Genomic DNA, 13,534 nt, shown 5'->3' with positions numbered 1-13,534 from the left:
CACATTTCGATCCAACCATGCCGTTCGCGGGAGCCCTGAGGGTTCCTGTGCGGCCAGTTTTACGAGTACCAACGGAGACCACCTTGTCAGAGCAGAATGATGCCGTATCGATCCCTACAGGGAACCCGCCGGCTACCGACAAACCCGGCTTCCGTCCAGCCGTCGTGGCGCCTGTTCCCCTGGAAGCCGTCGCCTCGTCCCTCGGAATCGCGCTGCCGCCGGACTCCGCCGCCACGTCGGTGACGGGTGTGTCCCTCAACTCGCGCACCGTGGAGCCGGGAGACTTGTACCTGGCGCTGCCCGGTGCCACGCGCCACGGGGCCGACTTTGTCAGCCAAGCGGTGGCAGCCGGTGCCGTGGCCGTCTTGACCGATGAGGACGGCGCACGTCAATTGGCCCTTGAGGATCTTGCTGTTCCCGTTCTGATCGTCGGCAATCCCCGCGCAGCCGTCGGTTCACTCGCGGCCCTCGTTTATCGAAGCCAACCACTGGATGGGGTTTCGCCGACGCTTTTCGGTGTAACCGGTACGAACGGCAAGACGACGACGACGTATTTCATCAACTCCCTGCTCCGCGCCTTGGGCATGAACCCGGGATTGATCGGGACGATTGAAATTCTTGCGGGGGGTGAGGCCATCCCGAGCCTGCTGACCACGCCGGAATCAACGGATGTCCATGCCTTGCTCGCCCTCATGCGCGAACGCGGGCTGGAGGCGGCTTCCATGGAGGTCTCCTCCCATGCCCTGTCGTTCCACAGGGTCGACTCGGTGACGTTCGACGTTGCCGGCTTCACCAACCTGACACAGGACCACCTCGATCTCCACGGAAGCATGGATGAGTACTTCCGGACCAAGGCGGAGCTGTTCACCAGCGCGCGCGCACGGCGGGCCGTAGTGACCGTGGATGATCCGTGGGGGCGCCAGCTGGCCGATGAGGCGGGAATTCCCGTAACCACGCTGTCGGCCACCCCCGGGGGCGGAGCCGACTGGACGGTGGAGTCGGCCAAGCCGCGGGGGCTTGGAACGGACTTCGAATTGCGCCACCGCGACGGAACGGTCCTGCGCGTCCATACAGGATTGCCAGGGGACTTCAACGTCGCCAACGCGGCGCTGGCCACCATTATGGTGCTTGACTCCGGCATCGAGCCGTCGGCACTGCAGGCGGCTCTCGACGGGCACGATCCCTTCACCGTTTCCGTACCCGGCCGGATGCAGCTGATTTCGGATGCCCCGGCTGCCGTCGTCGATTTCGCGCACAACCCGGACGCACTGGCGAGGGCCCTCAAGGCCGTGCGCCCGCAGGCCCCCGGATCCCGCGTGATCGTCGTATTCGGCGCCACAGGACAGCGCGACCAGGGCAAGCGGCCGACCATGGGCGCCATAGCCGCCCGGCTCGCCGACGTCGTGATTGTCAGCGACGACGATCCCCATGATGAAGACGCTGCCGCGATCCGTTCGGAAGTCATCGCAGGGGCCCGTGCCGCCCGCGAGTCGGAAGACCTTGACTGCGAGATCGTGGAAGCGTACCCCCGGGACGTCGCCATCCGCCAAGCCGTGGAACTGGCCACTGAGAAGGACACTATCCTGGTCGCCGGCCGCGGCCACGAGGTGTGGCAGGAAGTGAAGGGCGTCAACCTCGCCCTCGACGACCGGGTGGAACTGCGGGCGGCCTTGACAGCCAGGGGATTCAAGGTTTCCACGGACGAGCGGATAGAGTCCTAGACCGAGATGATTGCACTTACTGCGGCGGAGATCGCCGATATTACCCATGGCCGATTGGCAGCGGACCCGGGCATTGTCCCGGCGTCCGTCGTTACCGACTCCCGTGAGGCGGCCGCTGGATCGTTGTACGTGGCCAAGCCAGGAGAGAACGCCGACGGCCACGCCTATGTGGGCGCCGCCTTTGAACGCGGGGCTGTCCTGGCGCTGACCGAGCGCGACGTTTCCGACGACGACGGCCGGCCATACCCCGCCGTCGTCGTCGATGACGCCGTGATCGCCATGGGTGCCCTGGCTGCGGAGTCCGTGCGCCGCATCCGTGCCGAACGTGCGGCCCAGGGAGAGCCCTTCACTGTCATCGGCATCACGGGCTCAGCGGGCAAGACCACCACCAAGGACCTGCTCGCGGGCATTCTTTCCCGGGCCGGTGCCACGGTGGCTCCGCAGGGTTCGTACAACGGTGAAGTCGGCGTGCCGCTGACCGTGTTCGGAGCCGATGCGGGCACCCGCTACCTGGTGATCGAAATGGGGGCAACCGGGATTGGCCACATCAAATACCTCGCCGAGATGGTCCAACCGGACATCGGCGTCGTTCTGTGCGTCGGCACCGCCCACGCCGGCGAGTTTGGTGGCGTGGAGAACATCGCGAAGGCCAAGGGCGAACTCGTAGAGGCGCTGGGGCGGGACGGAACCGCCGTCATCAACCTCGACGACGCGCGGGTCGCCGCCATGGTCTCCCGCACCCAGGCCACAGTGCTCGGAACCACCGCTACCGGCATTCCCGGCTCCGCAGTCGAGGCCCGGAACGCGGATATCGACGAGAACGGCCACCCGGAATTCGAGCTCTTCCTGCCCGACGGCGGGGCTCCCCATTCCGTCCACAGCAAGCTCATCGGTGCGCACCACATCACCAACCTGCTTGCCGCTGCGGCCGCCGCGTTCGCGGCTGGCCTCCCTGCGGCCGGGATCGCCGAGTCGCTGAGCGAGCAGTCGCCCGCCAGCCGGTGGCGGATGGAACGCACTGAGCGCGCGGACGGCGTCACCATCATCAACGACGCGTACAACGCGAATCCGGAATCCATGCGCGCAGCATTGCGCACCCTCGCCGACCTCGGGCAGGGACGCCGCACGTGGGCAGTGCTTGGCGCGATGTTGGAACTCGGCGAAGATTCCATCCGCGAACACACGGCTGTGGGTACGCAAGTGGTCCGCTTGAACATTTCCAGGCTCGTGGTGGTTGGCCGGGAAGCCCGGGCGCTGTATGTTTCCGCGATCCAGGAAGGCTCCTGGGGCGACGAGTGCATCTTCACCGAAACTGCCGACGAGGCCTACGAACTGCTGCAGGCTGAGCTCAAACCGGGCGACTTGGTGCTTTTCAAGTCCTCGAACGGGGTCGGCCTAAGGCATTTGGGGGATCGGATAGCATTACCTCCACAGACCGGTACGAGTGCGAACACCGCGGCTGCAACTGCCGCCAATGAAGGGAACGAGCTGCTGTGATTGCACTGTTGATCGGCGCGGGCGTCGCCCTCCTGGTGGCCCTGGTTGGCACGCCACTCTTCATCCGGTTCCTCGTCACCAAGGGATACGGCCAGTTCATCCGCGACGATGGACCTACCTCCCACCACACCAAGCGTGGTACCCCCACGATGGGCGGGACCGTCGTGGTGGCCGCGGTGCTCATCAGCTACGGGTTGACCCACCTGATCATGTGGATGATGAACCCGCGATCACCGGGTCCGTCCGCCTCGGGTCTGCTCTTGTTGTTCCTGATGGTCGGTATGGGATTCGTTGGTTTCCTCGACGATTTCATCAAGATTTCCAAGCAGCGCAGCCTCGGACTCAATGCCAAGGCGAAGCTGATTCTCCAAGCCTTTGTCGGCATCGTCTTCGCAGTGCTCGTCCTGAACTTCCCCGACTCGCAGGGGATCACGCCGGCCTCCACGCATATTTCGCTTGTGCGGGACATTCCCTGGCTGAACCTGGCGTTCGGGGGCACCGTCCTCGGAGCCATCCTGTTCGTCATCTGGTCGAACCTGATCGTCACTGCGGCAACCAACGGCGTCAACCTGACGGACGGATTGGACGGCCTCGCGGCCGGTGCCTCCATCATGGTCTTCGGAGCCTACACACTCATGGGAATCTGGCAGAACAACCAGGCATGCGGTTCACCCCGCGAGGCGGGCAGCGGTTGCTATTCGGTCCGCGACCCGCTCGATCTGGCGTTGCTGGCAGCTATTTGCAGTGCCGCGTTAGTGGGCTTCCTCTGGTGGAACACGTCCCCGGCGAAGATCTTCATGGGCGACACCGGTTCCCTGGCAATCGGCGGTGCCGTGGCCGGCTTTGCGATCCTCTCCCGCACGGAACTTCTTTTGGGCATCATCGGCGGGCTCTTCGTCCTCATCACGCTGTCGGTCATCATCCAGGTGGGCTACTTCAAGGTCACCAAGGGTAAGCGGGTCTTCAAGATGGCCCCGCTTCAGCATCATTTCGAACTCAAGGGCTGGGCCGAAATCACGGTGGTTGTCCGATTCTGGATTCTTTGTGGACTATTCGTGGCCGCAGGCCTTGGGATTTTCTATGCTGAATGGGTGGTGCTGCTGTGAGCGCAAGTCCTCAAACCAAGCCTTCTGCCAATGACCGGCTCAAGGACCTCGTCAGTTGGGATTCCGACTGGAAGGGCCTCCGTGTCGTCGTGACCGGCATCGGTGTGTCCGGATTCGCGGCCGCCGATACCTTGATCGAACTGGGCGCACGCGTGGTGGTTGTCGACGCGGCGACGAGCGCCAAGGCCCTCGCGCAGGCGGACACCTTGAAGATCGTCGGCGCAGCCGACGTCCTCCTCGGCCAAGATGCAGTCAAAACGCTGCCCCGGGTGGACGGTGAAAAGGCCGAGCTCGTCGTGACGTCGCCGGGCTGGCGCCCGGACCAGTCCCTCCTGGCAGCTGCCAAAAGGGCCCACGTACCGGTGTGGGGCGACGTCGAACTCGCTTGGCGGGTGCGCGAACGCCAGGGCCGCAAGACGGCGGACTGGCTCACCATCACGGGTACGAACGGCAAGACCACCACGGTGGGCATGACCGAGGCGATGCTGCAGGCAGCGGGGCTCAAGGCAATCGCCGTGGGGAATGTAGGCACGCCCATCCTGGACGCACTCCGTGACCCAGTGGAGTACGACGCCTTCGCTGTTGAGCTTTCCAGCTTCCAATTGCACTGGATCGAGTCGCTCTCCCCGGTGGCGAGCGTCTGCCTCAATGTCGCCGAGGACCACGTCGACTGGCACGGCTCCTACGAGTCCTACCTCGCGGACAAGGCAAAAATCTTCGAGAACACGCAGAAGGCGTGTATCTACAACGCCGAGCAGATCGAGACCGAACGCATGGTGGAAAACGCCGACGTGGTCGAAGGTTGCCGGGCGATCGGTTTCACCACCCTGACTCCGGCGGTCAGCATGCTCGGCGTCGTCGAGGGCTTGCTCGTGGACCGCGCGTTCATCGAAGAACGCAAGAGTTCGGCAGAAGAACTCGCGTCCCTGGCGGACCTGGGCCCGACCGCGCCGCGACACATGGTTGCGAACGCGCTGGCCGCCGCCGCGCTGGTGCGCGCCTACGGCGTCGAACCGGCCGCAGTGCGGGAGGGCCTCAGGAACTATCTCCCTGGAGACCACCGCATCCAGCCTGTGGCCAAGCAGAACGGCGTGCTCTGGGTCAACGACTCCAAGGCGACCAATCCGCACGCAGCTTCTGCTGCCCTGTCGGCGTTCGACAAGGTCGTCTGGATCGCCGGCGGTCTCTCCAAGGGCGTCAACTATGACGAGTTGGTCGAAAACAACGCGCACAGGCTCAAGGCAGTGGTGCTGATCGGCTCCGACACCGCGGACCTGGAAGCCTCCCTCAAGCGACACGCAGCGGATGTGCCCGTAATCGGGCAGCCCAAGGGCGACACTGAAATGGTGCAGTCCGCCGATTCAGCTGGTACCGCCGCGGAACCGTCTCCGATCTTCGGCGACACCGTGATGGCCCATGCTGTCGAGTCGGCAGCAAGTATCGCCGAGTCCGGCGATACGGTGCTGATGGCCCCGGCGGCTGCCTCCATGGACCAGTTCTCTTCCTACGCTCACCGTGGCGATGCTTTCATCCGGGCAGTGCGCGAGCTTGTGGAAGGCCAGGCACAGACCACCGAGGAGTAACAATGGTCAGCACGCCCACGCGCAGCGGGCCCGGGCGGACCCGGGCCGGCAAGGCAGACCCCGCCGGACGCGCGGGAGGCGTTGGGCGGGCTTCGCTGCCGTCCCGCATCCGCTCGGGGATTTCCGGGTTTTGGTCGACTCTCGAGGGAAGCGGTAAATCGAGCGGCGGGTCAACCTACTACTTGATTCTTGGTGCTTCGCTTGCGCTGACGGCCATCGGGATCATCATGGTCCTGTCGGCGTCGAGCGTCGAAGCGATTGCGGCCGGCGAATCCCCATACTCCATCGCCACTAAGCAAGGCATGTTCGCCGCTATCGGCATCGTCGCGATGCTGGTGCTTTCGAGGGTCAATGTTCTGTGGCTCAAGCGATTCGCGTGGCCCTCGATCATTCTTGCCGGCGCCTTGCTGGTGCTGGTTCTGGTCATCGGCAAACGTGTGCTGGGCAACCAGAACTGGATCGAGATCGGCGGCTTCACCTTCCAGCCATCGGAGTTCGCCAAGTTCGCGCTGGTGCTCTGGATGGCCACGGTTCTTTCCGTCAAAGCAAAACTTCTGGACAAGTGGACGCACGCGCTGATCCCGGTCGTTCCGGTCTCCGGCGCCATCATCACCTTGATTGTCCTCGGACATGACCTCGGAACCTCCCTGGTGGTCATGCTCATCATGGCTGCCGGATTGTTTTTCGGCGGCGTCAACTTGAGGCTCTTCGCTGCGGCCGGCGGAGTTGCCGCAGCTGCCGCCCTGATCCTGGCGTTCACGAGTGGAAACCGGATGTGCCGGATCACCTCATGGATGGGGCAGAGCTGCGCGGGGGCGAGCGACATCGGCTTCCAGAGCGAACAGGGGCTCAGCGCCCTTGCTTCGGGAGGTTGGCTTGGTGTCGGACTCGGCCAGAGCCGGCAAAAATACCAGTGGATTCCCGAAGCCCACAACGACTTCATCTTCGCTGTCATCGGGGAAGAACTCGGGCTTGTGGGGACGATCGTGGTCCTGGTGCTTTTTGCGTTGCTCGCGGTTGCGATCTACCGGGTCGTCAGCCACCAGGAAGACTTGTTCGCCCGGGTGCTCGGCGGCTCGATCATGGCGTGGATGCTTGGACAGGCCGCGATCAACATGGCCATGGTGGCAGGGTTGCTCCCCGTGATCGGCGTTCCGCTGCCTTTCATTTCCTATGGCGGTTCAGCGTTGGTGATGTCGCTATGTGGCGTGGGCGTAGTGTTGTCTTTGGCCCGCGCCCAAATGGCTCCTGCCAGCCGTTCCAAGCCGCGCTGGCGATTTGCGAAAACTGCACGAAAGCGTACATAGCACTCCATGAATTCCCAGCCCAAGCCCCTCTCCGTGGTCCTCGCCGGCGGCGGGACCGCCGGACACATCAGCCCCCTGCTTGCCATCGCCGACGCCATCAAGTCGCTGCGGCCGGACGCGAAGATCCTTGCCGTCGGCACGCCCAACGGCATGGAAACGCGCCTCGTGCCGGCCGCCGGCTACGAGCTGGCCACGATTGACCGGGTTCCCTTTCCCCGCAAGCCTTCCGCGGATCTGCTCAAACTGCCCGGCAGGCTCGCGGCGGCCGTCAAGCAAGCCGGTCGCATCCTGGACGACGCACAGGCCGACGTCCTCCTCGGCGTCGGCGGCTATGTCTGCACTCCCATGTACCTCGCGGCCTGGCGTCGCAGGATCCCCATCGTCATCCACGAGGCCAACACGCGCGCAGGGCTTGCCAACCGGGTAGGAGCCATGTTCACCAAGCACGTGGGTGTGGCCTTCCCGGAAACCCGGCTACGGCACGCCCGCCATGTCGGGATGCCCATGCGCAAGGCCATCGCCGGTTTGGACCGGGCGGCCTGGCGCGCGGATGCCCGGCAGTCGCTTGGCCTGGACGCCGGACAACCAGCACTCATCGTGACGGGCGGTTCCTCGGGCGCCCAGAGCATCAACCGCACCATCGCCGGTGCCGTCGCCGCTTTGGCGGATGCCGGTATCCAGACACTGCACATCACCGGCCGGGGCAAGGCAGTGACGAACGACGACGGCGCCCCCCTGGCTGCCGACGGCTACCACCAGGTGGAATACGTCGACGGCATGGAAAACGTCTACGCGGCAGCAGACGTCCTCCTTGCCCGATCCGGCGCGGCAACCGTCAGTGAGGTGGCCGCCGTCGGGCTCCCGGCAGTCTTCGTTCCACTGCCCATCGGAAACGGCGAGCAGGCAATGAACGCCTCCGCACTGGTCAAGGCCGGGGCAGCGCTTCTGGTCGACGACCGGGCCTTGACCGCGGAGTGGCTCAAAGCCGAGTTGATTCCCTTGCTCACGGATCAAGCCCGCCTTGAGGACATGGCCAGCAAGGCAAAGGAACTTGGCATCAGAAATGCTGATCAGCGGATGGCTGATCTCGTCTTGGAAGCGGTATCCGAATGACCCAGCCCCTCGCAGACATCAATTCCCTCGGTAGGGTCCATTTCATCGGCATCGGCGGCGTGGGCATGTCCGCCGTCGCACGCATCATGGTGGCCAGGGGCGTTCCCGTGAGCGGTTCCGACGCCAAGGACCTGCCCGTCATGCAGGACCTCCAGTCGGCCGGGGCGCGGATCGCTGTGGGCTACGCCGCGGAAAATCTTCGTGACGCCCAGACCGTCGTCGCCGGTTCGGCCATCAGGGCGGACAATCCGGAGCTGGAAGCGGCCCGGGCGGCCGGTCTGCCGGTGCTCCACCGCTCCGAGGCCCTCGCAGCAACCATGGGCGCCGACCGCGTGGTGACCGTGGCCGGGACGCACGGCAAATCCACCACCACGTCAATGGTTGCCGTGTTGCTCAAGGAAGCGGGCCTGGATCCGTCGTTCGCCATCGGCGCCAACGTACCTGCCCTCGGTGTCAACGCCGCGCACGGCGCGTCGGATATCTTCGTTGCCGAAGCCGACGAATCGGACGGTTCCTTCCTCAACTACCGGCCCCTCATCGCCGTCGTCACCAACGTCGAGGCCGACCACCTGGACTACTACGGCACGCCTGAGGCCGTCTACGCCTCTTTCGACAGTTTCGCGGCACTCCTGCCCGCCAACGGCGTGCTTTTCGCCTGCGCGGACGACGACGGCGCCCGGGCCCTCGCGGAACGGACCCGCGCCGCAGGCAATACCCGGGTACTGAGCTACGGGACCGCGGAGGACGCCGATATCCGGCTGCGCGACGGGGGACCCGGCGACGTCAGGGTCTCCGTGGGCGGACAGGAATACCGGCTCGACCTCCAAGTGCCCGGGCGGCACAACGCCTTGAACGCGGCGGCCGCGTTCGGCGTCGCCGTCGAGCTCGGCGTGGCGCCCGGGGTTGCCGCGGCCGCCCTCGGCCATTTCACCGGAGCCTCGCGGCGATTCGAGTTCAAGGGGCAGGGGAGGGGCGTGCGTGTCTACGACGACTACGCCCACCACCCCACGGAGGTCCGGGCCGCCCTGTCCGCTGCCCGTTCCGTCGCAGGCGGCAACAAGGTGCATGTGCTCTTCCAGCCACATCTGTTTTCCCGCACGCGCGAATTCGCGGAGCAGTTTGCTGAAGCGCTTGGCGAGGCGGATACGGCCCTCGTGCTGGATATCTACCCTGCCCGCGAGGATCCCATTCCCGGGGTCACGAGCACCCTGATCACAGGGCGCCTCAAGAGCGGCAGGCTCGTTGCCGGCGGGCAGGAAGCGCTGGACGCGGTTCTCTCCGCGGCCGGCGAGGGCGACATCGTCCTCACCGTCGGAGCCGGTGACGTCACGGCCTACGGGCCCCGGATCGTGGAGCTGTTGGGTGGCTGACACCCGGAAGCCGACTTTCAAGCCGCAGGCGGGCACCCGGCCGGGAGTCGTCAGTGCTGAACGCAGCCTCGACGATCCCGTCGGTGGCCCTTCGGAGGCCGCCCGTGCGAAGGACAGCAACGTGCTGGCCTTTCCGGAACCCAAGGGACGCAAGCGCCGGAGGACAGTGCTCACGGCCTTGGCCATCATCGTCGCCCTTGTCGCCGGAATTATCGTTGCGGCGATCTACTCGCCGGTGTTCGCCGTGCGCACAGTGTCGGTCGACGGTACGAAGCTTCTCCAGGCGGGGAGCGTCCAGAAGGCACTCGAACCGGTGAAGGGAAAACCCCTTCCGCAAATCAACGACGCCGAGATCGCCGCGCTGCTCAAGCCCCTCGTCCAGGTACGTTCAGTCAGTACCGAAGCCCGGCCGCCGTCGGAACTCCTGGTCCACATCGTGGAGCGGGTACCCGTGGCCCTGGTGAAGAGCGGTGACAACTATTCACTGGTTGACGTCGACGGCGTCCAGCTCGGATCAACGGCCGATCCCGCATCGGTTGCCTTGCCGCTCATCGATGGGCAAGGAGCCAACCAGAATCTCTTCAAGGCGATCACGGCCGTTCTTGCGACGCTGCCGGCGGATGTCCTGGCGAAGATGGCCAACGCGTCGGCCTCGTCGCCGGACGCCGTCGAGCTCAAGCTCACGGACGGCAAGATCGTGGTGTGGGGGAATGCGGACGAGAAGGAGCTGAAGGCCCGCGTCCTCGAGGCGTTGCTCAAGGCTCCCGCCAATCCAAAAGTTCCGGTGAATGTCTACGATGTCAGCGCACCGAGGCACCCGTTCACCAAATAGACCATTTCAGGAAGTAACTTCTCTGACGTAGAGGGCTATTTTTCGGACTTTCACACGACACGCGGAGGCGGTCATTGAATGTCGGATTCATAGCCCATACCGTCACTTAAGAGTTACTTGACATAACTATAACCTTCAACTAGAGGGTTAAGGTCCAAGGATTCAAGTTGGACTCGATCTGTTTCGCTATAGGACACAAGCAAGGGGCACGAAACGTGGCAGCACCGCAGAATTACTTGGCCGTCATCAAGGTCGTCGGCATCGGCGGCGGTGGCGTGAATGCAGTTAACCGAATGATCGAAGTCGGCCTCCGCGGCGTCGAGTTCATCGCCATCAACACCGATGCCCAGGCTCTCCTCATGAGCGACGCGGACGTCAAGCTCGACGTCGGACGTGAACTCACCCGCGGTCTGGGAGCCGGCGCCAACCCCGACGTCGGACGCCAGGCAGCCGAGGACCACGCCGACGAGATCGAAGAGGTCATCCGCGGAGCCGACATGGTCTTCGTCACCGCAGGCGAAGGCGGCGGCACCGGAACCGGCGGCGCCCCCGTCGTGGCCCGGATCGCACGCTCGCTCGGCGCACTGACCATCGGTGTGGTCACGCGTCCCTTCACCTTCGAAGGCCGCCGGCGCGCCGGCTCGGCCGAGGCCGGAATCGACGCCCTGCGCGACGAAGTCGATACCCTCATCGTCATCCCCAACGACCGCCTCCTGTCCATCAGCGACCGTAACGTCTCCGTCCTGGACGCTTTCCGTTCCGCTGACCAAGTACTTCTGTCCGGTGTCCAGGGCATCACGGACCTCATCACCACCCCTGGCCTGATCAACCTCGACTTCGCCGACGTCAAGTCGGTCATGCAGGGTGCAGGCTCCGCGCTGATGGGTATCGGCTCGGCACGAGGAGAGGACCGCGCTGTCAAGGCCGCCGAACTCGCCATCGCTTCTCCGCTTCTGGAAGCATCGATCGACGGCGCCCACGGCGTCCTGCTTTCCATCCAGGGCGGCTCGGACCTCGGCCTGTTCGAGATCAACGAGGCCGCGAGGCTCGTGCAGGAAGTGGCCCACCCCGAAGCCAACATCATCTTCGGTGCCGTCATCGACGACGCCTTGGGTGACGAGGCGCGCGTCACGGTTATCGCCGCCGGTTTTGACGACCTCAAGGCCACCTCACCCTCGATGAACCAGCCTGCAGCCCAGCAGCCGGGTCAGCACCAGGCCCCTGCCGCTCCGGACCGTCCCGCGGCACCAACAGCTGCTCCGGCCTACTCTGCGCCGCAGCATGTTTCCGCCGGTGTCGGAGCTTCCGGCTTGAGCAACTGGGGCCAGCAGCGCCCGTCCGCCTTGCCCGCCGACTCGGGCTTCGACGTCGACCTCCCGGCCGTCGTCGAACCGGACCTTTCGGGAAGCCGCACCGACGACCTCGATGTTCCGGACTTCCTGAAGTAGCAGCTCTGTTCAAACCCACCCAGGAGAGTTAGCCAGTAGTGTTTTGGTGGCGAAAAGAAGTGCGGCCCGGAATTTCGGTTGCCTTCTCCGATGACGATGCGGGCAACCTTGCACTGCACGTAGCGGACAATCCTGACGACGTCATGGTGCGCCGGGCCCGGCTGGAAGCAGCAGCGGGGCTCGGCGGACGCCGTTTCCAATACATGAACCAGGTCCACGGAAAAGCCGTCGAATTCATCTCCGTGCCCGGGGACGGACCAACGGCGGACGCCATGGTGTCAAGGGGGCAACCCCTCGCGGTCATGGTGGCCGATTGTGTCCCCGTTGTGCTCTTGGGCAAAGTGCCGGATGACGTCAATCCCGTCCTTGCGGTGGTCCATGCCGGCCGGCCCGGGGTTGCCGCCGATATCGTTTCGGCCACTGTGGTGGAGATGCGAAACCGCGGCGCGGCGGCCATCAGCGCCTGGGTGGGCCCTTCCATCTGCGGTGAATGCTACGAAGTTCCGGAACAGCTGCGGACGGACGTGGCTGCCGCGGTTCCGGAAACCTGGTCCACAACCTCGTGGGGCACGCCCGCACTGGACCTGCCTGCCGGTGTGCGTGCCCAGCTGCAGGCACTCGACGTCACGGTCGAGTACTCGGGGGAGTGCACGCGCGAGACCGCCCGGCTCTTCTCGTACCGCCGCAATCAGAAAACAGGGCGGTTTGCAGGTTTGGTGTGGACGCATGAGTGAGGATTTCCCCACGGCGGAAAGCGCCGCGGGCGATCGGCGTACGGCCGAGCTGCGCGAACGGCTCTCCGCGGTCCGCCAAAGGATTTCGGCGGCAACCGCGGCCGCCGGGCGAAGCGAAGAGCCGCAACTGATAGTCGTCAGCAAGTTCCATCCCGCAGCGGACGTAGCGCGGCTGGCGGCACTTGGCGTGACGGATGTCGGCGAAAACCGGGACCAGGAAGCGGCCGCGAAGTCCGCCGAGCTCGCCGGACTCCCGGTGCGTTGGCACTTCATTGGTCAACTGCAAAGCAACAAGGCCAAGTCCGTCGTGAAGTACGCGTTCTCCGTCCAATCGATCGACCGTCCGCAACTCGCCGAGGCACTTGCAAAGGCCGTTGCGCGGCAACAGTCCGAGTCCGGCAGGCCGGACCTCGACTGCTACATCCAGGTCAGTCTTGAGGACGACGGCGGCGCCCACCGCGGCGGTGCCGCTCCGTCCGACGTCGAGCGCCTCGCGGAATCCATCGCAACCGCCGCCGGACTGCGCCTGGCCGGCGTGATGGCGGTCGCGCCGCTCGGTGCGCCCCCGGAGGAAGCGTTCGAGAAACTCGCCAACATTTCACAGGATCTTCGGGGACTTCATCCGGACGCCGTGGGGGTATCCGCCGGGATGAGCCAGGACCTCGAAGCTGCCGTTCAATTCGGTGCGACACACCTGCGAATTGGCTCGGATATTCTCGGTTCGCGCCCGCGCGTGGGGTAGCGTCAAAGTATTGGAAGCGACGGGCCGGGATTTCAGCGATGTCAAGTCATGGGCGGCCCGCCCACTGCAGACACGATAGGA

General features: G+C 65.0%; 11 protein-coding genes. All 11 read left to right on the top strand.

Annotated elements, in window-relative coordinates:
- The first annotated feature begins 83 nt into the window (after positions 1-83).
- Positions 84-1,721, top strand: coding sequence for a UDP-N-acetylmuramoyl-L-alanyl-D-glutamate--2,6-diaminopimelate ligase (locus AC1DJB_RS21410; protein ID WP_441438352.1), 1,638 nt, complete (start codon positions 84-86; stop codon positions 1,719-1,721).
- 6 nt (positions 1,722-1,727) lie between these two features.
- Positions 1,728-3,218, top strand: a complete 1,491-nt coding sequence (locus AC1DJB_RS21405; protein WP_441438351.1) for a UDP-N-acetylmuramoyl-tripeptide--D-alanyl-D-alanine ligase — start codon at positions 1,728-1,730, stop codon at positions 3,216-3,218.
- Positions 3,215-4,324 carry a phospho-N-acetylmuramoyl-pentapeptide-transferase gene (mraY, locus tag AC1DJB_RS21400; protein ID WP_236816883.1) on the top strand — a complete coding sequence of 370 codons (1,110 nt, stop codon included), beginning with the start codon at positions 3,215-3,217 and terminating at the stop codon, positions 4,322-4,324. Before AC1DJB_RS21405 ends, mraY begins: the two co-directional genes overlap by 4 nt.
- On the top strand, positions 4,306-5,907 hold the full coding sequence (murD, locus tag AC1DJB_RS21395) for a UDP-N-acetylmuramoyl-L-alanine--D-glutamate ligase (protein WP_441438350.1): 1,602 nt from the start codon (positions 4,306-4,308) through the stop codon (positions 5,905-5,907). Before mraY ends, murD begins: the two co-directional genes overlap by 19 nt.
- Positions 5,908-5,909: 2 nt before the next feature.
- Positions 5,910-7,214, top strand: coding sequence for a putative lipid II flippase FtsW (ftsW, locus tag AC1DJB_RS21390; RefSeq protein ID WP_284991582.1), 1,305 nt, complete (start codon positions 5,910-5,912; stop codon positions 7,212-7,214).
- 6 nt (positions 7,215-7,220) lie between these two features.
- Positions 7,221-8,327: an undecaprenyldiphospho-muramoylpentapeptide beta-N-acetylglucosaminyltransferase gene (murG, locus tag AC1DJB_RS21385; protein ID WP_306963713.1), complete on the top strand. Its 1,107-nt coding sequence runs from the start codon at positions 7,221-7,223 to the stop codon at positions 8,325-8,327.
- Positions 8,324-9,697, top strand: a complete 1,374-nt coding sequence (murC, locus tag AC1DJB_RS21380) for a UDP-N-acetylmuramate--L-alanine ligase (protein WP_284991580.1) — start codon at positions 8,324-8,326, stop codon at positions 9,695-9,697. The genes murG and murC overlap by 4 nt, the downstream gene beginning before the upstream one ends.
- Positions 9,690-10,529 carry a cell division protein FtsQ/DivIB gene (locus AC1DJB_RS21375; RefSeq protein ID WP_059389144.1) on the top strand — a complete coding sequence of 280 codons (840 nt, stop codon included), beginning with the start codon at positions 9,690-9,692 and terminating at the stop codon, positions 10,527-10,529. The genes murC and AC1DJB_RS21375 overlap by 8 nt, the downstream gene beginning before the upstream one ends.
- Before the next feature lie 215 nt (positions 10,530-10,744).
- Positions 10,745-11,977 (top strand): cell division protein FtsZ, encoded by a 1,233-nt coding sequence (gene ftsZ, locus AC1DJB_RS21370; RefSeq protein WP_284991578.1) that lies wholly within the window; start codon positions 10,745-10,747, stop codon positions 11,975-11,977.
- A 38-nt stretch (positions 11,978-12,015) separates the two neighbouring features.
- Positions 12,016-12,711, top strand: a complete 696-nt coding sequence (locus AC1DJB_RS21365; RefSeq protein WP_441438349.1) for a purine nucleoside phosphorylase YfiH/LACC1 family protein — start codon at positions 12,016-12,018, stop codon at positions 12,709-12,711.
- Positions 12,704-13,453: a YggS family pyridoxal phosphate-dependent enzyme gene (locus AC1DJB_RS21360; RefSeq protein WP_307055749.1), complete on the top strand. Its 750-nt coding sequence runs from the start codon at positions 12,704-12,706 to the stop codon at positions 13,451-13,453. Before AC1DJB_RS21365 ends, AC1DJB_RS21360 begins: the two co-directional genes overlap by 8 nt.
- Positions 13,454-13,534: the final 81 nt, after the last annotated feature.

This window comes from Arthrobacter sp. 01T428 (assembly GCF_056398685.1).
Note: the sequence above shows the minus strand (reverse complement) of the source record. Positions and strands in the feature narration are given on the sequence as shown.